The sequence below is a fragment of the Micromonospora arborensis genome, assembly GCF_003205615.1.
Lineage (GTDB): Bacteria > Actinomycetota > Actinomycetes > Mycobacteriales > Micromonosporaceae > Micromonospora > Micromonospora arborensis.
Genome location: NZ_PYBV01000047.1, coordinates 16,974 through 41,881 on the forward strand (window position 1 = coordinate 16,974; position 24,908 = coordinate 41,881).

The window sequence follows — 24,908 nt, forward strand, 5'->3', positions numbered from 1 at the left end:
CCGGAACCTGGCCCGCCTGCGTGTTCGCGGATCGGTTCGGAAGGGGTGGGCGAGGGATCCACTGCCCGGTCGGTCACGGGGTGAGCAGTCCTTCCCGAGTCAGCGCGGCATCCACCCGCGCGTCGAGTTCGAGCCCCGCGGCGACCAGGACGGCGGCCGCCGGAAGGCGCAACAGACTGCGCCCCGAACCGGCCATGCCACGTCGAGCGAGCAACCTGCCGGCGATGGTCTCCCGCTCGCGGGGCGGAAAGAACTCGAACGCCTGCCGCAGTGCCGGCAACGCCACCGCGAAGTCCCGGTCGTCGAGCGTGCCCAACTGGTCGTCGAGCACCTCGAGAATGCCCGGCTGCCCCAGCACCTCTTCCCGGGCAAGGGCGAACAGCCCGGCCAGCCAGTCGCCGACCGACGACGGTACGAAAGCGCCGCGAACCGCGCGTACCGGATCGCCCATGTCGTCGGGGTTGAGTGACCAACAGAAGCCGAACGCGGCACCGCGCAGGTCCGGGGGAACCTCGGGATCCACGGCGAGTCGTCCGGCGACCGCCAACGCGGCGTCCCGATCGAGGTCGACCGCGGTGGTGGCGTGCACGATCGCGTCACGCACCGCCACCAGCGCGGCGATCCGCGGCAGGTCGGCTGGTGCGGCGCCACCCCGGATGCCCTCGGCCAGCCAGAGTGCTCGGGTCACCCCGACCTTGATGACCACGCCCAGCGTGTCGCTGCGCGCCGTGCCGAGCAGCCGGTCATGGCGCCAGAGCGCGAGCATCACGGCCAACATCCGGCCGATCGGCCCGATCTCGGGGGCGGTGGTGATGGCCCGGCCGACCTCGTTCAGGACCTGGGACGACAATTCCGCCACCCCGGCCAGTGCCGCGTCGAAGAGCACCTCGGCCAACTGGTCCACGTCGCCGCCCGCGGTGACGACCCGCTCGCCGAGGAATGCGCCGGTCGCCTCGATCAGAGTCGGACCGTAGCCACCGGCCTCGATCAGAGCCGGCAGCCGGGTCTCGTCGTCTCGTACCGTCCATTCCTCCACCCGGACCGGGTCGATGCCGGTGGCCGGGCCGCTGTGCCGGACGAAGCCGGGAATGCCGAGCACGCGCAGTCGGTGCAGCGTGTAGCTGCGCGTACGGTCCGGGTCCTGGCCCAGGGTCAGCTGCAGCTTGCCGGGCTGGTCCAAGCCCTGTCGCCGCAACTCGGTGGCGACCGCGTGCACCAGTGGTGGTGTCGGGGTGGACGGGTGCAGCCGACCGACCCGGGAGCCGCTGAGCGCGGCGACCATCTCGACCACCACCGGATGCGTGCCGGCGCGTAGGGTGCCCCGCCCGGCCCACGGCAGGGGCACGTCGAGTGCCTCACCGACCAGCGCGGTGGCCAGCCCGTCCAGCACGTCGGTGCGGGCGGGATGCTGGTGGCCGCGCACTCGGGACAGACCTTCCGCCGAGGCCCGGGCGGCGATCAGGCTGGCGGTGGAGACCGGTTGCCGACGCTCGCGTAGTCGGCCCACCACTGCTGCCATCAGGTAATGGGCGGCGTGCTCCGGGCCCGCCTCCCACAGGTGTCGGTAGTACTCCGGGGAGGGCAGGCCCGACTGGTAGCCGTCGAACGCGTCCATCCGACGAAACGAGTACGGCACCAGGTAGCTGCCACCGGTCGCCAGGTCGGGACGGGGCGGCACCGCCGGCCAACCATCGTTGGCCTCCCCGTTCCCGGCCGCCCCGGTCTCGTTTCCGGGCGCTCCGATTTCGGGTTGCGAGGCAAGCCGGACCAGTGCCGGCCGGTGGAAGCCACCTGTCACGACCACTACCGGCCGTTGCCCGGCGGCGACGACCGCGGCCCGGATCCATCGGGCCATGTACGCCTCGCGCTCGGCGTCCTCCGCACCAACGTCCAGATCACCCCGGACCAGGTCGAAGTAGGTGGCGAGCCGTTCGGCCAGCCGGTCATCGGGTTCGATCTCGAAGAGGTGATCCCAGAGGGTGTCGATGTTGTCGACCGCGAAGGTAGCGCAGAGGCGTTCGATGACATCCAGGTAGCGCCGCTCGGCATCGGCGTACCGATTGCGCCTCCCGGCGAGCGCCGGATGCCAGCCGGGTAGGTCGATGAAACGCAGCTCGGCGCCGACCGACCGTCCGGTGGTCAGCGCCAACCACTCCGGCGAGTAGCCGCAGAACGGCGCCCACGAGGCGTGCTGCCGATCCGCGTCCCGGTAGCTGGTGAAGACCGCCACCGGCAGCTCGTGGTCGAGCAACAGTTCGTCGAGCCGGCCATTCATGTCCGCTGGCCCCTCGATGAGCACGTACGCCGGACGTAGGGCCTCGATCGTCCGCTCGACCAGCCGGGCACAGGCGGGGCTGTGGTGCCGTACTCCGATGAAGGTCGCCGTCACGGCTCAGCCCGGCAGCAGGTGCCGGGAGTGGTGCAGCGCCTGCCACTGCTCGCCCTGGCGTGTCCGAGCCTGTTGCTCAAGGTAACGCCGCAGTTTGGCGAGATCCTCCGGGCTGTCCTTGGCGGCCGTGCCGGCCAGGCAGGAGACCAGATCGGCGGCGGTGCCCGGCTCACCGCGCAAAAACCAGCCGCGCAGGCCGATCGCGTGCGCGACCGAGACCGCCTCGGCGGTGCTCATCACCGACGAGAGCCGCTCCATCGTGTCGCCCCGTGCCGTCTGCCCGGTCCGCAACTCCCGGAAGGTGGTGACCAGCACCTCCAGCACGTCCCGGCGTGGCTCGACGCCGACACCCGAGCGTTGCAGCAGCGCCGTCGCCTCGGCCGTCACCAACGAGAGTTCGGTGTCGAAATCCTCGATCGGGAAGACGGTCTCGAAGTTGAAGCGCCGCTTGAGCGCCGAACTCATCTCGTTCACACCCCGGTCGCGGGTGTTCGCGGTCGCGATGACGTTGAAACCGTCCCGGGCGAACCGCATGCTCTCACCCCCGGTCAGCTCGGGTATCGCGATGACCCGGTCGGAGAGTGGGGACAGCAGACAGTCCTGGACCTCCAGCGGGCAGCGGGTGATCTCCTCGAACCGGACCACCCGCCCCTCGGACATGCCGCGCAGCAGCGGCGCGGGCACCAGCGAGCGGGTCGACGGCCCTTCCGCCACCAGCAGCGCGTAGTTCCAGGAGTACTTGATCTGATCCTCGGTGGTGGCCGCGCCACCCTGGATGGTCAGCGTGGAGTCACCGCTGACCGCAGCGGCGAGCAGCTCGGACAGGAGCGACTTCGCGGTGCCCGGCTCACCGACGAGCATCAGCCCACGGCTGGTCGCGAGGGTGACCAGGGCGCGGTCGACCAACGACGGGTCGCCGACGAACTTGCGCCGAATTCCGAGGGATTCGTCGCCGAGAACGAACCGCCGCGCCGCGCGTAGGCTCAACGCCCAGCCGGGTGGCCGGTCACCGGTGTCGTCAGCGCGCAGCCGGGCCAGCTCGTCGGCGAAGCGCACCTCTGCGGGGGGTCGCTGCGCCTGGCCGGTCTGGGCGGGTCGGCCACCGTCCGGCCCGCTCATTGGGTGACCTCCCGGAGTTCCCGGATGATCTCGGAGATGGTGACCTGATCGAGGTCGCCGATGCGGAGCTCTGGCTTCGTACGCCAGTAGCTGTCCCGGGTACGGCTCACCCAGATCATGTTGAGTGTCTGCTCGGGGAAGACGTCGATCGCGCCGACCGCAATGCCGGGATCGAGGTCGATGACCATCTCCCGGCCGTCGGGAAGCCCTCGCAGCAACCATCCCTGGTGGCCACCGTCCTCGGGGGCACTGCGCCGCCAGCCCCGTCGTTCCAGCCCGAGCAGCTTGCCGGTGGGCATCGTGCACCCCTCGAACCGGGCGAGCCTCGGCTGGTCGCGTTCGGCCTCGGCGAGTGCGAAAACCTCCCGGCCGAGCTGCGGGAACGGTTGCAGGATCTCGTAGTCGGCGAGGAGTTCGGCCCAGCCGGGCAGGCTCTGGCCCAGGTGGATCGGATGGGCGACCCCGACCACGGCATCGTCGCTCAGGTCGAGCGGGTCGTCGTTCAGGTCGGCGAAGGTCCGGTCCTCGGCCACCCGCAGCGCCCCGATGAAGGTGCCAGACTCGTCGTAGCGGCCCCAGACCAGCCGCCGGACGATGTGCCAGAGCAACGGATGAGCGAGGAAGTACTGCCGGAACTCGGCCACCGGCCAGCGTCGTCCCAGCACCATCGCCTGTTCGAGTCGACGGATCTGGTCGGCCGCGATCGTGCGGACATCCTTCTTCAGCGCGGCGAAGCGCTGGTACGCCGCCGGCGCCAGCTCCGGATCGTCGTTGACGCCCGGCTTCGGCAGCTCCTTGCGCCGCTTTCCGTCCTGGTCTGAGACGTACGGCTTGAGCTGCTCGTCGAAGCCGACCACGAAGCGGCGCGGCCCGTAGTCGAGGGTGGCGCTGCCGGAGGCGTCGAGCCCGCAGTCGGGCACCAACCGGTCGGCGAGCTGGTCCGGGGTCAGTTCCAACGAGGCGGCGACCGAGAGCACCTTCTCCTCGGCCCGCTCCTTCAACCCCCGGAACTTCACCTTCTGCGCGATGGCGTTCAGATGCATCAGCGCGAGGTCGGAGCCGATCGCGGCGAGCACGTCCAAACCGCTCACCGCCCGGGTGTGCCCGCCCTCACCCGGCCAGGCCCGGATGAGCGGCGCGAGGCGGCGCACCGTCTCGTCGTCACCGACCTGCGCGAGCGCCTGGAACGCCCAGCCGTTCTTCGACGGTGCACCGGCATCGAGCCAGCGCTGGAAGAGCGACCAGCCGAACTCGGCCAGACTGGCTGGCTCGCAGACCTCCCGCACCAGTGCGAGACCCGGGTACGCCGCGTCCGGTGCGGAGATGGCGAACATGGTGAGCAGGTGTCGGACCGCTGTCTCGGGCAGGGCACCCGAGCCGTCGCGGAGCAGGACCGGGGCAAGCACCTTCGGCTCGGCCCACTCCGGCAGGGTTGGCATCCGGGCCGGCAGCACCTCAAGCGGATCGGTCGCGAGCAGGGTTTCGATCGCCTCGGCCGCCGCCGCGCCGTACCCTTCGGCAGCCGTGGTCACCTCGCGCTGGTGGCCCGCCGTGGCGAGCGCGAGGAGGGACTGCTCGGCCTCTCGGCGTGCGGTGCCGGCGGGACCGAGCGCGAGCGGGACGAGCGCCCGCGACGCGGCCGCCGGATGCCGGGTCAGCCAGGCCAGCGCGACCGACCGGACCGATTTGAGCCGGCTGAACCAGCTCGCCATGAGCGTCGCGATCTCCGGGCTGGCGTACGGCAGCAGTGCGTCGGCGGCGGCGGCCGGCGTCCGCCGAGCGGCGTCGATCACCATGCCCAGCCCGTCCAGCTCGAAGCGGCCGGCGATGATGCGCGCCACCGACCCGCTCTCCCAGGTGTCCTCCAGGCGCCACGCCGCGACCAGCGGGCGGGCGAGCTCGTCCGGTGCATTGGTGAAGAAGGAGGTCTGATCGAAGGAGCGCAACTCGCCGACGGCCTGTCGTTTGGCGAGTTGGTCCCAGCGCTTGTCGAGGTGCAGCCAGCGGGCCATCGCCTCCGGAGCGGCCCAGGACTCCCGTTCCCCGGGCTCCCACCCGATCGTCGGCTGGTCGGGGCAGCTGAGCCCGGCGACGACAACCGGCTTGCGGGTTGTCCGCTTGCGGCTCCACGGTGGGTCGACCAGCAGCCGGGGCAACCCCTCGACCGGCGCCTCGACCACGGCCGACTGCTCCAACAGGCTCCGGACCCGCTGCGCGGCGTCATCAGGCAGTGATGGCAGTAGCTGCCGTGCCACCTCGGGCTGCGCCGCGACGTGGGTGCGCAGCAGCTCCGCGCACGCCCGGTTGCCCGCGCCGGCCGCGAGCAGGCGGATCGCCCGGACCGGGAACCGGCCGGCCGCGTCGAGGATCGCCGCCGGGGTGAACTTCGCATCGGCACGGTCCAGCAGCACCTGGAACGCCTCGTCGGTGGGGAGCACGGCGAGGATGGCAAGCATCCGCCGCTGTTCCTCGACGTACGGCTGGTCGAGCCAATCGGCCAACACCTCGGCCGCCGCCGGGCCGACCCCTTCCACGAGGGTGTAGAGGATGGTGGCCGAGGCCACGACCTCGTGCGGCGCGACATGCGCGCGCAGCAGCGCGAGTTGTTCCGGGGTGCTGACGGAGCTCAGCAGCCTGGTCGCGAGTGTCTTGTCGGCCAGAGCGGCGACCGCCGCGCAGTCCTCGTCCACCCACTCGGTCCGGGTGGGAGCGAGGAACGAGGTGACCACCCGGTGTTGGATCCCGTGCTCGCGGTAGCCGGCGAGGATCTCGACGGTTGCGGCGTACTGATCGTCGGGGGCGCCAGCGAGCACCGCCCTGATCCGGTCGGCCAGCCCGGTCTCGGGGTGGTATCCGTGCGTGCGGGCGAGTCGTGCCGGGGTACGGCGCAGGGGGCCGATGGTGATCTTCCCGTTCGGGCCATGCTCCGGACCGCCGCACGACAGGGTGAGGAACTCCATCAACGCGCGGACCGCGAACTCCAGGCCATGATCCCTGATCCACGCGTCGCGCAACACTTTCAGCGCGTCGTGACTCCGCCAGTCCCAGGCGAGGTGCGCGTAGAGGGCGGTGGCGACGACGGCGGCGCCGAGCGGGGTGCGCTCCGGGGTGTCCGCGAGGAACGACTTGCCCGCCGTGGTCAGCTCCGGCTCGCTCTGCGGATCGGTCAACGCGATCGCGATGTCGTCCCGGTGCTGCGACAGCAGAGCTTCGGCCTGCACGCTGGACGAGGGGTCGAGGCGCGCCGCCGTCACCCCCGGACCGCCCCGACGCGGATGCCGGCTGCGGTACCAGCTCGGTGGCACGACAAAGGTCTGCTCGTCGAGCGGTGGCTGGGCCTCATCGCGGGTAGCCGAGGCGGTTCGCGCCGCGGGCGCGACCTCGCCGGCAGTACCGTCGAACTTCCGGTCGGTAGCCGCACTGCCGGCTGGTGCGGCGGACTCGGCGTATCCCTTCTTCACCTTCTCCGCGATGAGCTTGTCCACGTGGGCGGCGGCAGCCTGCTCGGAGCCGAAGGTCTTGCGCTGGGTCTGGCCGACGGTCCCCAACCGTCCGAATCTGACGGTCACCTCCACGCCATCCAGGTTGACCTCCCAGAACTTCGCCGAGTTAGCGCCGACCAACTCGAAGCTGCGCACAGCGGCCACGTCACATCCTTTGGGGTTGAGGGGTTGGCTGAGCTGGGTCCCGGCGGCGACAGGTCGTGCTGCTCCCCGGCCTGACCGGAACAGCCGACACGCTAACGAGTAGCCCCGACAGTTCCGGCGCCATCGCTAGTGGCGGCCTGATTCACCCGTTTCGAACGTCGAACCGGCCGGCGGCCGTCATCGTCCGCATCGGGTCGCTCGGGACCTCAGTCAGCTGGAGCACACCCAGGAGACTCGGCGGGAGCGCGCGGGCGGCCAGGGCGGTCAGATCCCGTATCGGCGTGCCAGCGAGGTCCTGGTCGCGGGACTTCTCATACAGTTCGGTGAATCCGCGGCCGAATCTCAGTTGCCGTTCGACGATCAGGTTGTAGTGGAATCGCAGTTCGTTAAAGGCCTGCGGAACTCGCCCGCGAGGGGCCAGCACCGCGCCGATGCCCTGCGTCGCGTCCCGGCAATAGGCCTCCCGCTCCTGCTCGTTGAGCCGTCGGCAGGACAACTCCTGCACTCGCAACAGGCTGTACACGACGATGGTGTAGACGGCTGTCGAATGCAGCGGATCCTGCTGTTGAAATGTTGAGGCGTCACGCCGTTTCGCCCACCCGAACTTCCGCGACGGCTCAGGACCGCGGGCCAGCCGGAACCACTGTTCGTCATCGCCGAACACGCCAGCCATGGCCAGTTCGAGCAACTCTTCGACGGCGTTGGCACGGCGTCCACCGCGGGCTGCGCGCGCGATCGACGCGGCAACCGGCTCATACGCGAAAAGCGTCATGGCCGCCGCCCAGATGCCGCCCAGAACCGGCAGTCGCAAGGCGTTCAATTCCTTGATGACCGATGACCCGGCCCGGTGGGTACCCACCGGTGACTCATCCGGATACGGCAACAAGGGATGCGACTGGCTGCGCAATTTGATCCTCCGGTCGGGACGTTGACTCCTTCTCGACGCGATGAGGCTGAGGAAAGTTCAGAACGGTGATGTCGGAAACATCACAGGTCAGGCGACCGGGGCCACGAGGGCTCTGTTGCAATGCCGGATTGCAGGCCACGCCGAGCCGCGCCAATCACCTCAGGCGGAAGCCGGAACTTGGCGAACGCCGACGGCGGCGGGGACTGCTCGCGCAGCGTTGACGCACTCCGCCCCTCGGCTACAGGTGACCGGTGTCGTTGAAGCTGACCAAGGTCGGCGGACGAGCGGAATCCCACTGCACGACGGTGATCGCGCAGTTGTGCTGGTTGAGGCCGATCCACCGCCACTCCGGGGCGTCCAGGACGTGCCGGACGAACCATCCGATCACGAAGTTGTGGGTGATCAGCAGTTCGTTCCGGTCCTGCTCGCCGGTCACACCGAAGTGTTCGACAGCGGCTCGCAGGGCGACCGCGTCCTCGTCTCGCTCGTCCGTGGGCACGCCGTCCAGCCAGGAATGCCACCGGTCCGGGTACCGGCCGCGATGCCCGGTGGCCGGCACCGGCGTGCGATCCACCACGAAGTCGCAGGCATGTCTGGGCACCTGTGCGAGGTGGCCACCGACGATGTCGGCGGTCTGGGCCGCTCGGGTGATCGGGCTGTGGTGGATCGCCGAGAAGGGCACCGTGCGCAGCCGTCTGCCCAGCTGATCCGCCTGCTCCCGGCCGAGGGGCGAAAGACCTCCGGCGGAGGCGTGGTCGGTGGTCTGGTCCTGCTCTCCGTGACGAACGAGGTACAGCTTCGTACGAGCCATCGACCCACACCTTCAATCAGCGTTCGGCGAAGATCACCATAGACCGTGCGGAGGCAATCGTGGCCGTGGCGAGACTAGGCGAAGGTGAGGCCACCGGACCGGGCTCGTTTGAGTTCGGAGAAGGACCGGCAGCCGGCGAGCAGGCGGGCGCCGTCGAAGACGCGCAGGGCCTCCTCCCCACGGGGAATCGAGGTCAGCACGGGGCCGAAGAAGGCCACGTCGTCGACGACGACCGTCGGGGTGCCCAGGTCCTCCCCCACGAGTTGCTGTGCGCGGGCAGTGCTCGCCCGCATCTGCGGGTCGACGTCGCTGCGATGGGCGGCGTCGGCCAGGTCGACGGGGAGGCCGGCTTCGGCCAGGGCCTGCGGGACGACGGTGTCGAAGTCCTTGTCGCCGTCGTCGTGGATCCGGCGGCCGAGCGCCGGGTACAGACGCGCGAGGGCGGCGGGGCCGTGTTGTGCGGCTGCCGCCACGCACACCCTGGCCGGGCCCCACGCCCGGTCGTTGAACTCGCGGTGCCAGGGCTCCAGGTCGCGATGCTCGTTGATCACCGCGAGGCTCATCACCTCGAACCGCAGCCTCCGAGCGAGTTCGGACTCCTCTGGCTGACCGCCGCCGAAACACCCAAACTGCGGGCGTTCGTGAAGCTCCTCCTCACCGTCGGGCGATGATCCGCGCCCATCGTTCAGCGCCAACCAGGGAACCGTCACCGGCCCCCTGGCGCTAGGGTCTGCTCATGTCAGCTGACACCGGCGCGCGCCAATTGGGCGGCGAGTCCGTGAGTCGCCGAGGCCCGCTCTCCATGGGCATCATCACAATGATCGTCTATGGGCTGCTCTGGCTGATCGTGGGCGTGACCGGCCTACCGGTGCCCAACGGCGTCCGGCTCGCCCTCGACCTGGCCGCCGTGGTCGGCGCCGGCGCTCTCCTGGTGACGTGCCGGCGGCTGCAGGCACGCGGTCCAGCCCGCGTCCGCCGCGTCCACCCGCATTCGATGCGCTGGTTCCACCTGGTCAACCTCGCTCAGACCGCATTGATCCTTGCCGCCGTCTTCGGGCTGGTCCGGGCCGGTTCACCAGGGCTGATCGTGGTGGCCGTCTGCCTGGTCGTCGGCTTGCACTTCCTGCCGCTGGCTCGGATCTTCGACGTCCCCGGCTACTGGTGGACCGGCGCGCTGCTGATCCTGGTGGCTGCGGCCGGCGCGACAGCGTACGAGCTTGGTACGGGCAACGAGACCGTACGCGCGGTGGTCGGCCTGCCGGCCGCCGTCGCGCTCTGGTCCACCGCGCTGGACGTATCCCGGCGCGGCTGAGTTAGGGCCAGACGCCGGCTGGATCTCGCCGCCGTTCATCCACTGCGGTGGCTCGTTCAGAGGGCGCGGGTTTCCTCGAGGATGACCCGGCCGCCGACCTCGACGGTGTCGTTCGGGCCTGGTCGAGTCAGGATCTGCGATCCCTTGCCCTGCATGATGTCCAGCGCCCGGTGCAGTTCCGCGGTGAGCACGATCGCGGACGCTCCGGTGGCTTCATCCTCGACGATGGCGTCGCCTCGGCGGGGAAATCCCCTGGTGCGCACCCGGCCAGCGGCCTGGTCCTGCCACGCCCACGCGTACAGCCACCCATCACCTGGTGGCGGAGACGGCAGCGCGTCTACTTCCTCGGCTGAGGCGTACTGCTGCATGCGCCGGTCGGGCGCCCACTGCGCGCGACCCCTGATCCAGGTGAACTCGCCGTCCTGCCAGGTCGGCACCGAGCCCGCCGGCGGTTGCAGGAGCTCCGGCCGGGCTCGGAGCCGACCCAGCAGCCAGGCCGTGCCCACCAGGGGATGCCCGGCAAACGGCAGCCGCACGCTCGGCGTGTAGATGTCGACGACCCCGGTGCCGGCATCGTCGACGAAGACGGTTTCGCTGTAGCCGAGCCGCGCGGCCACGGCTTGGCGGTCCTGCCCAGCGGCCACGGCATCGCCGTCGAGCACAACGCCGAGCTGGTTTCCGTACCTCCCACCGGGACCGCAGAACACACGAAGTACATGGAGATCTGCCACAAAAGCGATGCTATCCACAGCCGCAGCGCAACCTGCGATCGGCGGCAGGAGCGGGAGTCCCCGCGGCTCAGTCGCACTCGAGGGACCTACCTGGCGGGGACGCGCGCCGACCATACGATGGGCCCGTTGACGATGCGGCGACTGACTGGAGGTGGCCTTGCGCTTGCGATTCGAGCATCGTGACACCGAGACAGACGCGAGCATCGTCAACCGTGTGTGGCGCACCCGCAGCGATGCCGAAGACACGATGACATCCGCGGCGCGCACGTGCTGCCAACTGATATTCACGCGGATGCAGGGGCATCTGTTCGCCAGCCTGCGCGGGCCGGAGACCAGGGCGACTACTGCTCCGGTCCCGCGGGACGCCGAGTTCCTCGGGATCCGGCTCACGCTCGGCACCGTTCTTCGGCCGCATCCTGCGGCCTCGATCGTCGACGGGCTCGTGCCCTTCCCGGTGACGGACTCGGGCCGGGTGGTCATCGGCGGCGAGGAGTGGGAAACGCCGACGTACGAGAATGTCGAACAGTTCGTCCGGCGCCTGCGGGACGGAGGTCTGCTGGCGCGATCACGCCTGAAGGTGGAAGAGCACGTCGCCGGGCACCCCGACGGCCATCCCTCCAAGCGCACCATTCAGCGGCAATATCGCGCGATCACTGGCCTCTCGCAAACCGCCGTGACGCAGATCGACCGCGTGAACGCCGCGGCCACGATGCTGCGCGATGGGCTCGACTGGCGCACCGTCGTCGAGGAGTTGGGGTACTTCGACCAAGCTCACCTGGCACATGCGCTGCGGCGCTACGTCGGGCGCACCGCGCGGGGGCTGCAGGCGGGCGACGACGCAGCGGTGTCGTTCCTGTACAAGAACGGCCCGCGTCCCGGCAGCTAACCTCCGTTTGCCAGCCGCCCCGACGGCTGTCTGTGATCCGGAATTCGGAGGAGAACCGTGCTGCTCAGCGTCAACGTCTTCGTCAGCCTCGACGGAATCATGCAAGGGCCGGGAGCCCCCGACGAGGACCGCTCGGGCGGCTTCGACCGCGGCGGGTGGCTGGTCCCGCACGCATCCGTGCACACCAGTGAGGTCGTCGAGGGCTGGTTCCGCGAGGCGGACGCATTCCTCTTCGGCCGCACGAGCTACGGCCTGCTCGGCGGGTACTGGCCGAAGGTCACCGCACCTGACGACCTGATCGCCACCAAGCTGAATACGCTGCCGAAGTACGTCGTCAGCAAGACGCTTACGGACGAGGACGCCGACTGGAGCCCCACGACGGTCCTCCGCACCGGCATCGTCGACGACGTGCGCCGGCTCAAGGGGCTTCCCGGCAGGGAGCTCCAGGTTCACGGCAGTTGGAAGCTCGTGCAGGCGCTGCACCAGGCCGGACTTGTCGACCTCTACCGGCTGCTCCAGTACCCGGTCGTCCTCGGAACCGGGAAACGCCTGTTTCCGGACGGATCCACGCCTGCGACATTCGCAACCCCCGAGGGGAGCGCGCGTGTGCTGCCGGGCGGCGTTGTCTCGCTGACGCTGACCCCCACGACCCTCGGTGCGATCTCTGCGGGTGCGTACACCGTGGACAGGGGGCACTCGACGCCGGTCCCCCACTGACGCCGGCACCTGACCGATGTCGGAAGCTTCCCAGGCCGACGACGTATCTCGACCCGGACGGCGGTGAACCCCGAGAGGTCTACCGCCGTCCGGCTGTCGCCGACCCGACCGGTTGTCACAAGGTCACCGGCGGGGCCCGGCGCGGAGAGTGGTCCTCCACGCCGGGCCGCGGCATCGGGTGGGGTCAGCTGGCCGCGCAGGTGGCCGTCGCACTCGGGCCGGTGCCGGTGCCCTGGAAGCCGAAGTTGGTCGACTGCCCGGCGCCGACCTGCCCGTTGTAGCCCACGTTGGTGTATCGGACGGTTCCGCTGGTGCCGCTGGCCTGGGCGTTCCAGACGCCGGTGACCGCCGCCCCGCTGGGCAGCGCGACAGTCACGGTCCAGCCGTTGATCCCCGCAGCGCCGGCGGTGACCGTCACGCTCGCGGTGAAGCCACCGGACCACTGGTTGACCGCCACCGAGGCGGAGCAGCCGTTACCGGTCGGCGGCGGCGTGGTGGGGGGAGCCGTGGTCGGCGGCGCGGTGGTGGGCGGAGCCGTGGTCGGCGGCGCGGTCGTGGGCGGGGTCGTGGTCGGGGGAACCGTGGTCGGCGGCGCGGTGGTGGGCGGGTTGGGCACGCCGTTGGCCAGGCTGTAGGCCAGGTCGGGCTGGAACGAACCAGCCGTGTAGCGGCAACCGTCCGCCTCCCCCGGCGGCTTCACCCAGAGGTACGCGTCGATGCTACTGTCGCCGGTGTTGGTCGTCGGGTACTGCCCGATGCGCCGGTCGGTGTTGTCGTCGCCGCACCAGTCGCCGCTGGCGCCGCCGTTGCGGCTGGTGTCGATGACCTGGCGCTTGCCCGAGATGCCCATGCCGTTGAGGTTGGAGATGACCGCGCGGCCGAAGTTCGCCTCGTTGGAGGTGGAGTTGTAGTTCGACACGTTGGTGAAGAAGCCGTCGGCGTACTGCACGCCGGCCGCCCGGAGCCGGTTGGCCGTCTCACCCGCGCTGTTCCAGGTGGAGTGGCCACCGTCGAGGTACACCTTGGCGTTGGGGTTGCCCGACTTGATGGTCTGAGTGGCCGTCGAGATCGCCTGGTTGCGCGCGTTGATCTCGGCGCTGCTCAGGCATGTCAGCAGGGCGAGCGAGTCGGTTTCCAGGATGATGATGACGGTCTGGTTGCCCAGTCCCCTGGCGAAGTTGGACACCCACGTCTGGTACTGGTTGAGGTCCGGCGCACCTCCGGCGCTGGCCCCGCCGCAGTCCCGGTTGGTGATCTCGTAGACCGCCAGCACCGGGATCTGTTGCGCCGCGTTGGCGGCGCCGATGAACCCGGAGACCTCGGACTGCACGGTCGACGGGTTGAAGTTGGCGAACCAGCGGGCCTGCGGCTGACTCGCGATCTTGTCGCGGATGACGGCGGTACGGGAGTCGCCGGGGTTGGCGGCGACCCAGCGGACGACGGCCGAACTGGGGTCGCGGTAGAGCGAGCCGGACAGTGTGCCGGCGGAGGCGCTGCCCACGGCGAGGCAGACGCCGATGGCGGTGGCGCCCGCGACGGCGGCCACGCTGATGGCCGCCGATCTGCGGCGGAGCGAGGAGAGGATAGGCACGACGTATTACCTCCAGATGACATAGATGTATCCAAGTTTATGGGAGCGTTCCCATGGACGGTAGCGGAGGCACGCGCCGCTGCCAAGATGTGGATACTCGTCGATGAGGTGTCGGCCGGGGTGCCAATTACGATCGAGGCTCTGGCCAGGGCTCGCACCCCAGGCCAGAGCCTCGATCACACGACGACTTGTCCAGGCGTCAGCAGCTGGTGTTCAGGCCGGCCCAGTCGGCGCGGTCGTTGTAACCGCCGTCGCCGCCGTCGCCGACCAGCAGGTCGAGCACCCGGACGCCGGTCAGGTCGACGTCGACCTGACGGATGTCGGCACGGGTCAGTACGCCACTGTCGAACAGGACCCGACCGTCGCCGACCACCTGGAAGGTCGAGGTGGCTCCCTCGGGACCGACGTTGCGTACCGCGTCGTCCAGGCCGACGGTTGCGGTCAGCCGGTCGCACTTGTCGCCCAGGTAGTAACGGACCGTGGAGGGTGAGGCGACGCCGAGGCCGGTCGGGTACACCTGGCCGATCATGCTGATCGGCGACCCGCCGCCGACACTCTGGTCGACCGTCGGGGTCATCCAACCGCTGGTGGCGCTGATCCACGAGTGGTGGGACAGCACGACGTCAGCGGTCGGCGGCGCCGGAGCGACCACCACCGTCGACACCGACGTCTGGCGCGACTTGCCGCGCCCGACCACCTCGTACGAGGTGGTGGCGGTCAACGCGGCATCCCCGGGAGCGGCGGTGGCCGGCAGGGTCACCGTGAAGGCGAAGGTGATGGACTGACCTGGGGCGAGCACGATCGAGGCCGCACTGAGCGCCCGGACCGTCCAACCGGCCGGGGCGGCGAGACCAACCTGCGGCGTGAGGACGGGCAGCAGGCCGTCGTTGCGTACGACAACCTCGACCCGCGCCTGGTCACCGCCGCCGACCACGGGTGCGGTCCCCTCCGGCGTGGCGGAGTTGCCGACCTTCGTGACCTGCGGCAGGCCGGCGGTCACGTGCGGAGCACCGGGCAGACCGCGCGCCGGGGCGACCCGGAGCAGTGCGGCACCGTGCGCCGGAACCGCGGCGCTGAGGGTGCCCGCGCTCTCGGTGACCTGGTTGGTCCACGCGTTCTGCACGGTGAAGCGGGCTCCGGACAGGCCGACGGACGAGGCCTTCGTGGTGATGATCTTCGAGCTCTCACCGCGGTTGAGTAGCACGACGGCCCGGTCACCGTCGGCCAGGCGCTTGACCCAGGTCTCGGTCGTGCCGGCGGGGCCGACGCGGACGGCCTGGACACCGGCGGGGTCCTGGTTGATCGCCAGGACCTCGGGGTCGGTGAGCGTGTCGATCGAGGCCTGGCTGAGCTTACGGATGTCGCTGCCGATCACCAGCGGCGCGGCGGCCGCGGACCAGAGCGTCATCTGCGTGCGGAACTCCTCCTCGGACATGCCGAGCCCGGGAGCCAGGTAGTCCGGGTCGTTGAAGTGCCCCGGCCCGGCGACCTCGGGGTGCCGCGCGTTCGCGTCGTAGTTGCGCAGCACGTCCTTGAACTTGATGTCACCGACAAAACCCACGTCGGTGTAGGTCCGCCAGGACTGCGCGATCTGCGGGGCATAGGTCCAGGAGTACGTGGACTGCTGCTCCTCCGGGTAGTTGCCCCAGTCCGGGGAGGTCACCGGGTTGCACAGGTTGAAGATGATCGGCCGCTTGCTGGCGTTGTTCCGCAGCGCCTGGGCGAACTCGGTGTAGGCGGTCTTCGGGTCCAGGTCGGCGGCGATCCCGCAGAGGAAGTCCACCTTCACCGCGTCGAACTCCAGGGCGGCGAAGTGGTCCGCGTCGCGCTGGTAGTAGCCGCCGCCGCTGCCGAGCCCGCACTTGCCGGGGATGTACGGACCGGCGTCGGTGTAGATGCCCGCCTTCAGGCCCTTGGAGTGGATGTAGTCGACCAGCGGCTTGAGCCCGTTCGGGAAACGAGCCCGGTCGGCCTGCAGGTCACCGGCGGCCGTACGCGGTTCCGGGTCCTGCCAGCCGCCGTCCAGCCAGACGATGTCGTAGCCGGCCCTGGCCAGGCCGCGGCTGACGATCGAGTCGGCAACCTCCCGTACGGACTCCTCGGAGAAGTTGCCGCCGAGGCCGAAGTAGGTGTTCCAGCCCTGGTAGGGCGTGGGGCTGAGCACCTGCTGGGGTGCCGGTTTGGTGGTAGCCGCAGCGTCTTTCGTGGGCGCGGCGTGGGCCGGGGCGGGCACGATCAGCAGGCCGGCCGTGACGGCGGTCAGGGCGGTGAACAGATGTCGTCTCACGCGGGGGTTCCTTCACAGCGGTGGGGCAGACCCGTACTCCTGGGTTGTTTCGACCGATCTTGCGATCCGTTACGCGCGGATGTCAATATTATTTAATAAATTATGTTCGGAACGTGCACGGGCCGTCCGTGCGCGACGGGTGCGGTGAGCCGCCGGGCCGCCCGACGGCTGATCCCGAGCTCCTCCGGATTACTTTGATCAGCGTCGTAGGATGGATGGGTTGCGATGCGCCCGTTCCAAGGAGTTGCCGTGCCCCGCCCCCTCACTGCCGCCCGGACCGTGGAGCACCCCGACGTGTCCGAGGTTTCCCTGCAGCAGGTCATGGAGGCGCTGGCGGATCCGGTGCGGCGGGCGGTGGTGTCCCAGTTGGCCGGCCGGGGCGAGGACATGACCTGCGGCTCGTTCGTGACACCCGTGTCGGTTTCGACGCTTACACACCACTTCAATACGCTGCGCGAGGCTGGCGTGATCCGCCAGTACTACGTGGGGACAGCCAAGATGAACGCGCTGCGGGCGGACGAGATCGAGGGCCGCTTTCCCGGCCTGCTCTCGGCGGTGGTGGCCGCCGCGGGCACCGAGACGCGGGCAGGTACGACCTGAGTTCGCGGCCACCTATTCCGACACTGGTCGAAGTTTGGCGGCGGTCGAACTTCGGGTTAGCGTGTGGGGCGATGCCGAGCCCCTCGGTGTCGTCACCGTGATCCCTAGTGCAAGGACTCATGCACCGTGGCAAAGCTCGTACAGTTCGACCGGCTCGGCGGCCCCGAGGTTCTGACCCTGCGCGACGTCGAGGTGGCCACTCCGGGCGCGGGTGAGGTCCGGATCCGCGTCGATGCCATTGGCCTGAACCGGGCCGAGATCATGTACCGCGAGGGCGTCTATTTCGACCAGCCCGTGTTCCCCTCCACGCTCGGCTACGAGGCCGCCGGCGTGATCGAGGCGGTCGGTCCGGGCGTGGACGGCCTCGCCGAGGGTGACACGGTCGCGGTCGTGCCGGCGTTCCTGCAGAGCAGGTACGGCACGTACGGCACCAACATCATCGTCCCGGCCTCGGCCGTCGTGCCTCGCCCCGCCCAGGTCGACCCCGCCCAGGCGGCAGCCATGTGGATGGCCTACATCACCGCCTACGGGGCCCTCATCGAGTCCGGCAAGGTGCGTCCCGGCGACCACGTGCTGATCACGGCAGCCTCCAGCAGCGTCGGCCTGGCCGCCATCCAGCTCACCAACCACATCGGTGCGATCCCGATCGCCACCACCCGTGGTGCCGACAAGAAGCAGCGCCTGCTGGACGCCGGCGCAGCCCATGTCATCGTCACCGACGACGAGGACGTCCCGGCCCGGGTCAAGGAAATCACCGGCGGCGAAGGCGTCCGCCTGGCCTTCGACCCGATCGCCGGCCCCGGCGTCGAGACCCTCGCCCTCGGCATCGCCCCCGACGGTTTCCTGGTGGTCTACGGAGCCCTCGACCCGCGCACCACCCCGCTGCCCAACGCGCAGTCCTACCCAGCGTTGAACAGCAGCACCTACACCCTCTTCGAGATCACCATGAACCCGGAGCGCCTGCGCCGCGCCGTCGCGTTCGTCAACGCCGGGCTCGCCTCGGGTTCCTTCGCCCCGGTCGTCGACCGCACCTTCGACCTCACCGAAATCTCCGAAGCCCACCGCTACATGGCGGCCAACGGCCACGTCGGCAAGATCGTCGTCACCGTCACCCACGACGACACGGTCTGATGGCATAGGCAGGTGAAGGCCTCCGGTCGCCGAGTGGAGCTGTCCACTCCGGCAACCGGAGGCCTTCGTCGTCCCACGCGAACGCCGCCGAGATCCGGCCCTCAACCACCGGCACCGTAAACGCCGGCGCCCATCGGCTTGTCGATTTCCAGATCCGTTGCTGCGGCGACCCGGGCGATCATCATGTACTGCCCGATCACCATCAGGAGTTCGACCACCTCACGCGGGGAGAGCAGCCCCGTCAGCGCGGTGGCGGTTTCGTCGGAGGGGCGGACGTCGCGGACGACCTCGGTCGTGAACTGCAGGACGATCCGCTGGTCTGGCGAGAAACAGTCGGCCTCGATCTCGTCGCGCCCAAGCGCGTGGACCATCTCGTCCGTGGCGCCGACGGAGCGGGCGATCGGCGCATGCTGGACCCACTCGTACCTGACGTCACTCAGCCGGGCAACTCGCAGGATCGCGATCTCGCGGAGCAGCGGGTCGAGGGCCAGGTCCTTGAGCAGCGTGCCTCCCCAGCGCATCCAGTCCGGAAACGCCGTCTCGGCGTTGGCCATGACGCGGAAGAAATTCAGGGGAAGCGCGGCCTGTAGCGCTTCGCGCACCGGCGCTGGGGCGTCGGCAGGGTTCACGCATGGTAGGCGACTCATAATTTCCCCTCATACTTGGCAAGTCGGGCGCAACGGACCATATCCGATCCCAGTTGCGCTCGCCGCCGATCCGCGCGGGGAGACCGGCGGCGGGGCAGCGACGAGCACGTACGTCCCCTCATCTCCCTTGACCTGCGATCCGTAACAGGCCCGAAACTACCGGTTGAAAAACCTGGAACTTTCTGCCAGCCTGAGATCCATCGATCAGTGTGAACGTTAACAAGATCCTCCCACCCCCAGAGGATCAGCATGACTTCCCGGATTCGTCCCGCCGGGCGCACCCGCCTCCGCGAACACTCGCTCTTTCCGGAACGGCCGCGATAATTCTGGCTCGCAGGATGTCACTACCGCCCACTGTGGACCAGGCCCGCCCCGCACCCACCCACCACCAGGAGGTACCGACAGTGCGAGGACACGGACACCACCCCCCACCCTCGGGGAATACCCCTGCTGCTCGAACGTCCCGCTTTCGGGGACGGCTGTTCAAGCTCGCCGCCGCCGGGCTCGCAGCCGCGGTCGGGTTGTTCACCCTGACGGTGACGACCGGGTCGGCGTCGGCCGCCGACAACCCGTACCAGCGGGGCCCGGACCCCACCCGGACCAGCGTCACCGCCGTGAACGGCCCCTTCGCCAACACGTCGGTCAGCGTCCCGACCGGGTACGGCTTCAACGGCGGCAGGATCTACTACCCAACCGACACCAGCCAGGGCACCTTCGGGGCCATCGCGATCTCGCCGGGTTACACCGCGTTGTTCTCCGCCGAACTGGCCTGGATGGGGCCGTGGCTGGCCTCCCACGGCTTTGTCGTGATCGGCATCGAAACCAACAGCCGTAACGACTTCGACACGGCCCGAGGCACCCAGTTGCTCGCCGCACTGGACTACCTGACACAGCAGAGCCCGGTACGCGACCGGGTCGACCCCAACCGGCTGGCGGTCGCCGGTCACTCCATGGGCGGCGGTGGCGCGCTGAGCGCAGCCACTCGGCGCTCGTCGTTGAAGGCAGTGGTCGGCATCGCGCCGTACTCGCCGTCGTCGAACCTGGCCAACGACCGGGTACCCACGATGATCTTCGCTGGGCAGGCGGACACGGTGGTCACCCCGTCCTACGCCACCAACCTCTACAACAGCCTCCCCACCACGACGGAGAGCGTCTACCTGGAGGTTGCCGGTGCCGATCATGGGTTCATGGTCGGCCGGTCGAACCCGGTGATGGTCCGGACCATGCTGCCGTTCGTCAAGATGTTCGTCGACAACGACACCCGGTACAGCCAATTCCTCTGCCCGCTGGCGGACTCCAGCGGCGTGGTCACCTACCGCAGCACCTGCCCATTGCTGCCCTCGACGCCGACCACCCCGACGGCGACCCCCACCAACACGCCGACCCCCACCGCTTCGCCCACCGTCCCACCCGGCTCCGCCAGCCAGATCGTCGGCACGCAGTCCGGCCGGTGCATCGACGTACCCAACGCCTCACACACCAACGGCACCCGGGTGGCCCTCTACGACTGCAACAGACAGTCCAACCAGTCCTGGACCTACACCTCCACCAAACAACTACAGGTGTACGGCACCATGTGCCTGGACGCGGCGGGCTCCGGCAACGGCGCGGCGGTCCAGATCTACGGCTGCCACAGCCAGACCAACCAACAGTGGAACGTCAACTCCAACGGCACCATCAGCAGTGTCCAGTCCGGACGATGCCTGGACGTCTGGAGCACGGCCAACGGCGCTCAGGTCCAGCTGTACGACTGCCACGGACAGACCAACCAGCAATTCCGGCTCGTGTCCCTCGCCCGATAATTTCCACTCCGCTTCGCCGATGTGGCGGTGTCCGCGAGGCCGGATGCCGCCTCATCGGCGACATGGAGTCGATCACGCCCGAGTCCCCCAACTTTCCGGAATCTGTAAACAACCCTTGATATTAAACTTCACGAACGTCAATATGTGGAGGTCGCGGGTCGGTCGATGCCTCGGGAGTGAACCATGAGAAGCCGTCGGATTTTCGCAGTGGTGGCCGGGGCGGCGATGACTGTCACGGCCGCCGTCGCCTTCGTCCCCAGCAGCATCGCGGCCGTGTCCTCGGCCAAAGCCGTCCCGATGGTCGCCTGCACCGCCCCGGCCTGGGCCGAGGGCAGCACCTACCAGGCAGGCGCCCAGGTCACCTACGGCGGCCGGCTCTACCAGGCTCTGGTCACCCACACCGCGCACCCCGGCGCCGGCTGGAACCCCGCCGCGACCCCGTCGCTGTGGCGTGACCTGGGCGCGTGCTCGGGAACCACCCCGTCGCCCACCACGCCACCACCGACGACGCCGCCGCCCACCACGCCGCCACCGAGCACACCTCCACCCACCACGCCGCCGCCGACCGGTGGGACCTGCGCGGTGAAGTCACGGCCCACCGGCAAGGTGCTGCAGGGCTACTGGGAGAACTGGGACGGCGCCTCCAACGGCGTACACCCCGGCCTCGGCTGGATTCCGATCACCGACAGCCGGCTCAACCAGCACGGCTACAACGTCATCAACGCGGCGTTCCCGGTGATCCGCTCGGACGGCACCGTCCTCTGGGAGAACGGCATGGACGCCGGCGTGAAGGTGGCCACCCCGGCCGAGATGTGCCAGGCCAAAGCGGCCGGCGCCACCATCCTGATGTCGATCGGCGGGGCCGCCGCGGGCATCGACCTGAGCTCCACCGCGGTCGCCGACCGGTTCATCGCCACGATCGTGCCGATCCTGACGGCCTACCACTTCGACGGCATCGACATCGACATCGAGACCGGCCTGACCGGCAGCGGCAACATCAACACCCTGTCGACGTCGCAGGCCAACCTGATCCGGATCATCGACGGTGTGCTGGCCCGGATGCCGTCGAACTTCGGCCTGACCATGGCGCCGGAGACGGCCTACGTCACCGGCGGCAGCGTGGTCTACGGCTCGATCTGGGGCTCGTACCTGCCGATCATCAAGAAGTACGTGGACAACGGCCGGCTCTGGTGGCTGAACATGCAGTACTACAACGGCAGCATGTACGGCTGCGCCGGCGACTCCTACCCGGCGGGCACCGTGCAGGGCTTCACGGTGCAGACGCAGTGCCTGAACAACGGCCTCACCATCCAGGGCACCACCATCCGCGTGCCGTACGACAAGCAGGTCCCGGGCCTGCCGGCACAGAACGGGGCGGGCGGCGGCTACCTGTCGACGTCGTTGGTCACGCAGGCCTGGAACTCCGTGCCCGGCCTCAAGGGGCTGATGACCTGGTCGGCGAACTGGGACGGGTCGAAGGGGTGGACCTTCGGCGACAACGTGAAGCGCCTGCAGGGCCGCTGACGGGTGCTGGCGCCGGGCGTACCGTCAGCCGGCCTCCCGGCGGGCGCGGGTCCGCCGCAGCGCCCTCACCGACCGCGCGATGCCGTGACCGACGAGCCACTCGGCCTCGACCAGCGGGTGCCAAGCATCAACGCTCGTCATCCAGGCGGGGGCCAGGGGGTGCCTTCGGACGACGTCTCGTCTCGCCAGTTCTCGGCGCGAGGTGATGTCGAGCTTGCGGAAAATCACCACCAAACGGGCTCGTTCCTGCCGAAGAGCAGGCTGGTACGCGTCAGCGTGACGGCGAGGCCTCCTCCAGTGGACGTCCGTAGGCTCGGGCCGTGTCAGAGACGGCGACGCCGAGCAGGACCGCGACAGCTGCTGCAGCGACCCCGAGGGGCGGTAGGCCGACCATGATCGGCGCGAGGGCCGCAAGGACGAGGATCCCGATCGGCCGTGGCCGGGACACCCGCGCGAAGGCCACGTACTCGAATACCGAACGCCCGGCGAGGTAGAGCGCAGGCCCACCGAGGATGGCCCCGACCCACGCGGCTTTGGCGTCTCCGGATGGATCTGAGAGGACGAGTTCGGAGCCGGCTGAGCTGGCGAGGATGCCGGACACCATGAGCAGGTGTGCGAACTCGGCCAATCGACCGAGCCGGCCGGGGTCGGCGGATGCCGCGATGGCCTCGCCCAGGATTTGGCCGGCTCGGTAGAAGTAGATCCGCCACAGCAACACCGTGGTGAGGAACGACAAGGTGAGGGCCATCGTTCGTGGCGCCACGATCGGACCGCGGAGAAGGCTCGACCCGGAGGTCAGGATCGTCTCACCGAGCGCGACAATGACAAGCTGCCAGTAGCGTTCGGCGAGGTGCTCGCCCGCCACGGCCCACGGAGACACCCGTGAGCGACCCAGCCCCGGCACCGGCCAGCCGAGTCTGGCCCCCAGGTAGTCAATCGCCAGGGCCACCGTCCACAGCGTATTGCGTGTCACCTCGGGTGCGAGCGCTCCGGCGAGCCACGGCACGGCCGACGCGCAGAACCAGACGAGCGCCAGCAGGTTGACGCGGCGCAGATTGTGACCCCGCACGATGAATACGAAGAAAAGGGTCCGGCCCACCTGAATGGCGACATAGGTGCTCGCGAAGAGCAGGCCCGTCTCGGCGAGAGCCCCCGAAATCGCGACCGCCAGGAGCAGGCTCCCATACATCGTCGCAAGGACAACGAACTGGATCGGCGGCTGGAACGGATCGAACCTGCTCGTCACCCATGCCGTCTGGGTCCAGATCCACCAGAGGGCCAGAAGCAGCAGCAGAGTCTCGCCGTTCTCCGCAAGGGAGGTGGTCAACCTTTCCGCGACGTGACCCCTGGTGTAGTCCAGGACCAACTCGTGCACAATTCGGGTGAGCGCGAAGACGTACACGAGGTCGAAGAACAGCTCCAGGAACGTCGGCCGCTGCGGACTGTCCCGCCTGCGCAGCAGATTGGCCACTCTGTTCCTCGTCACCCGGCCCGCCCGCTTCGTCGGCTTGTCGCTCAAGCAGTCGTACCACGTCGCCGCGCCGCCCACGGATAAGACGCACCCCGATGACCAGAGAGGCTGACGACCGACGACGGCTGCCGGCCCGCCAGCACCGCCCTCTCTCGAAAAGCCGACGACCGGCTGACCGACGTGCTATGCGGTCCGCACGCACGTCGTGCCGGCTCGCGAAGGGTGTTCGTGAGCAGGTCAGCACCTTTATCGGGCCTTCACAGTTTTGGTGCGGGCTGTTCGGTCGGTCGGCGCCGCCCTTGAGTCACTCGCGGCGTTCGTGGCGCCCTGCCTACCGGTGCCGTCCCCGCGCAGCGCCAACGACCGTCTCACCCGCCGCCGGGGTGGTTCATCCCTCAGCAGTGGGTCGACTGCGCACCACCAGCTCGTCGATCTCCAACCGGCCGACGCGCAGCTCCCGCACGACCGCCCGGCGGATCGCCAGCCGCCCGATGGCCAACGCCCCGACGGCCACGGCCCCCACGGCCAGCGCCCCCACGGCGAGGGCACCGAGCGACGCCGCCCCCGCAGCCCGCGCGCCGGTAGCCACCGCGCCCGTCGCCACCGCGCCGTCAGCGCGCGTCCCGGTCAACCGCATCAGGCGTACCTCTCGCTTCATCACCCCATTGTCGGCGTACCGCCGGCCGCCCGCTCCCCACAGATCCCGGATGTCACATCTTGTGGGACGAGCCGAGTGATGGACCGCTGCCCTTCTTCCGGCCCGCCAATCTGCTGAGTCAGCCGATCCAGGCCGCTCTTGATCAACTGCCCGTACTGGTCGTCGCCGAGCACGCCGATCCCCGCCTGTGCGCGCTGGAGGTACTCACGGGCACGGTCGAGATCGCCGAGCTTGCGGTAGCACTCGGCCAGGCTGAGGTGCAACGACGGATACAGACCTGCCACCGACATCGGCACCCCGGCCTGCGCCAATCGGGCATCGGTGAGCAGGTCGGCCGACGCCAGCGCGCGTTGATCCCAGATCAACTCGTGCTCGACGTCGTCCTGCACGTCGGCCATCGAGTGCGCGAGAACGCACACATGCAAAGGATCGCCCCGTTCCCCGCCGATCTCGTCCCAGATCTGCGTGAACAAGTCACGGGCAGCCTCACGCTGGCCCTGACCATGATGCAGCTGCACACCTTGGTTGATGCGGGCAAGCGTCACATCGGCGGTCAACGGCTGCTCCTGCACAGCTTCATCTCGCGACGAGGACATGGATCGTATTCTGCCCCAACGCCACCTAGACGAGTAGGTCCTAACCCTGGCCCGGACTGTGGGCGCAGCCGGCAGCCGGCGG

20 protein-coding genes are annotated in these 24,908 nt (G+C 69.3%); 7 read left to right on the top strand and 13 right to left on the bottom strand.

What is annotated here, in order from left to right; translation table 11 throughout:
- Window positions 1-73: 73 nt before the first annotated feature.
- From C7C45_RS29270 to C7C45_RS29295, 6 genes are all read right to left on the bottom strand, one after another.
- On the bottom strand, window positions 74-2,389 hold the full coding sequence (locus C7C45_RS29270) for a DUF5682 family protein (protein ID WP_110567480.1): 2,316 nt from the start codon (window positions 2,387-2,389) through the stop codon (window positions 74-76).
- Window positions 2,390-2,392: 3 nt separating this feature from the next.
- Window positions 2,393-3,508, bottom strand: a complete 1,116-nt coding sequence (locus C7C45_RS29275; protein WP_110567482.1) for an ATP-binding protein — start codon at window positions 3,506-3,508, stop codon at window positions 2,393-2,395.
- Window positions 3,505-7,155 carry a DUF4132 domain-containing protein gene (locus C7C45_RS29280; protein WP_110567484.1) on the bottom strand — a complete coding sequence of 1,217 codons (3,651 nt, stop codon included), beginning with the start codon at window positions 7,153-7,155 and terminating at the stop codon, window positions 3,505-3,507. Before C7C45_RS29280 ends, C7C45_RS29275 begins: the two co-directional genes overlap by 4 nt.
- A gap of 142 nt (window positions 7,156-7,297) precedes the next feature.
- Entirely contained in the window at window positions 7,298-8,014 is a 717-nt protein-coding gene (locus tag C7C45_RS29285; protein WP_110567487.1) for a hypothetical protein, read from the bottom strand.
- Window positions 8,015-8,300: 286 nt separating this feature from the next.
- Window positions 8,301-8,873, bottom strand: a complete 573-nt coding sequence (locus tag C7C45_RS29290) for a histidine phosphatase family protein (RefSeq protein WP_110567489.1) — start codon at window positions 8,871-8,873, stop codon at window positions 8,301-8,303.
- Window positions 8,874-8,947: 74 nt separating this feature from the next.
- Window positions 8,948-9,583 (bottom strand): mycothiol-dependent nitroreductase Rv2466c family protein, encoded by a 636-nt coding sequence (locus C7C45_RS29295; protein ID WP_425271183.1) that lies wholly within the window; start codon window positions 9,581-9,583, stop codon window positions 8,948-8,950.
- A 26-nt stretch (window positions 9,584-9,609) separates the two neighbouring features.
- On the opposite strand from C7C45_RS29295, the gene C7C45_RS35270 reads away from it, so the two are divergent.
- Window positions 9,610-10,185 carry a hypothetical protein gene (locus C7C45_RS35270; protein WP_244200627.1) on the top strand — a complete coding sequence of 192 codons (576 nt, stop codon included), beginning with the start codon at window positions 9,610-9,612 and terminating at the stop codon, window positions 10,183-10,185.
- Between the two features lie 56 nt (window positions 10,186-10,241).
- Here C7C45_RS35270 and C7C45_RS29305 read toward each other — a convergent pair whose 3' ends face one another.
- Window positions 10,242-10,916: a PhzF family phenazine biosynthesis protein gene (locus tag C7C45_RS29305; RefSeq protein ID WP_110567491.1), complete on the bottom strand. Its 675-nt coding sequence runs from the start codon at window positions 10,914-10,916 to the stop codon at window positions 10,242-10,244.
- 163 nt (window positions 10,917-11,079) lie between these two features.
- Here C7C45_RS29305 and C7C45_RS29310 point away from each other — a divergent pair, with 163 nt between their 5' ends.
- Entirely contained in the window at window positions 11,080-11,802 is a 723-nt protein-coding gene (locus tag C7C45_RS29310; protein WP_244200628.1) for a helix-turn-helix domain-containing protein, read from the top strand.
- A gap of 57 nt (window positions 11,803-11,859) precedes the next feature.
- Window positions 11,860-12,519, top strand: a complete 660-nt coding sequence (locus tag C7C45_RS29315; RefSeq protein WP_110567493.1) for a dihydrofolate reductase family protein — start codon at window positions 11,860-11,862, stop codon at window positions 12,517-12,519.
- A gap of 184 nt (window positions 12,520-12,703) precedes the next feature.
- Here C7C45_RS29315 and C7C45_RS29320 read toward each other — a convergent pair whose 3' ends face one another.
- Window positions 12,704-14,110 carry a glycoside hydrolase family 6 protein gene (locus tag C7C45_RS29320; protein ID WP_110567495.1) on the bottom strand — a complete coding sequence of 469 codons (1,407 nt, stop codon included), beginning with the start codon at window positions 14,108-14,110 and terminating at the stop codon, window positions 12,704-12,706.
- A gap of 199 nt (window positions 14,111-14,309) precedes the next feature.
- On the bottom strand, window positions 14,310-16,397 hold the full coding sequence (locus C7C45_RS29325) for an NPCBM/NEW2 domain-containing protein (RefSeq protein WP_110567497.1): 2,088 nt from the start codon (window positions 16,395-16,397) through the stop codon (window positions 14,310-14,312).
- 249 nt (window positions 16,398-16,646) lie between these two features.
- Here C7C45_RS29325 and C7C45_RS29330 point away from each other — a divergent pair, with 249 nt between their 5' ends.
- Together C7C45_RS29330 and C7C45_RS29335 are read left to right on the top strand one after the other, a co-directional pair.
- Complete coding sequence (locus C7C45_RS29330; protein ID WP_244200629.1) at window positions 16,647-16,997, top strand: ArsR/SmtB family transcription factor; 351 nt, start codon at window positions 16,647-16,649, stop codon at window positions 16,995-16,997.
- 126 nt (window positions 16,998-17,123) lie between these two features.
- A complete protein-coding gene (locus C7C45_RS29335) occupies window positions 17,124-18,128 on the top strand; it encodes a zinc-dependent alcohol dehydrogenase family protein (protein ID WP_110567501.1) in 1,005 nt (334 codons plus the stop codon).
- Between the two features lie 101 nt (window positions 18,129-18,229).
- Here the strand turns inward: C7C45_RS29335 and C7C45_RS29340 are convergent, their stop codons facing one another.
- Entirely contained in the window at window positions 18,230-18,757 is a 528-nt protein-coding gene (locus tag C7C45_RS29340) for a carboxymuconolactone decarboxylase family protein (RefSeq protein WP_167454869.1), read from the bottom strand.
- A 554-nt stretch (window positions 18,758-19,311) separates the two neighbouring features.
- Here C7C45_RS29340 and C7C45_RS29345 point away from each other — a divergent pair.
- Window positions 19,312-20,577: a poly(ethylene terephthalate) hydrolase family protein gene (locus C7C45_RS29345; RefSeq protein ID WP_425271184.1), complete on the top strand. Its 1,266-nt coding sequence runs from the start codon at window positions 19,312-19,314 to the stop codon at window positions 20,575-20,577.
- Between the two features lie 183 nt (window positions 20,578-20,760).
- On the top strand, window positions 20,761-22,101 hold the full coding sequence (locus C7C45_RS29350; protein ID WP_110567507.1) for a carbohydrate-binding protein: 1,341 nt from the start codon (window positions 20,761-20,763) through the stop codon (window positions 22,099-22,101).
- Between the two features lie 271 nt (window positions 22,102-22,372).
- Here the strand turns inward: C7C45_RS29350 and C7C45_RS29360 are convergent, their stop codons facing one another.
- From C7C45_RS29360 to C7C45_RS29370, 3 genes are all read right to left on the bottom strand, one after another.
- On the bottom strand, window positions 22,373-23,572 hold the full coding sequence (locus C7C45_RS29360; RefSeq protein ID WP_244200630.1) for a low temperature requirement protein A: 1,200 nt from the start codon (window positions 23,570-23,572) through the stop codon (window positions 22,373-22,375).
- Between the two features lie 388 nt (window positions 23,573-23,960).
- Complete coding sequence (locus C7C45_RS29365) at window positions 23,961-24,230, bottom strand: hypothetical protein (RefSeq protein ID WP_110567609.1); 270 nt, start codon at window positions 24,228-24,230, stop codon at window positions 23,961-23,963.
- Window positions 24,230-24,802: a tetratricopeptide repeat protein gene (locus tag C7C45_RS29370; RefSeq protein WP_244200631.1), complete on the bottom strand. Its 573-nt coding sequence runs from the start codon at window positions 24,800-24,802 to the stop codon at window positions 24,230-24,232. Before C7C45_RS29370 ends, C7C45_RS29365 begins: the two co-directional genes overlap by 1 nt.
- Window positions 24,803-24,908: the final 106 nt, after the last annotated feature.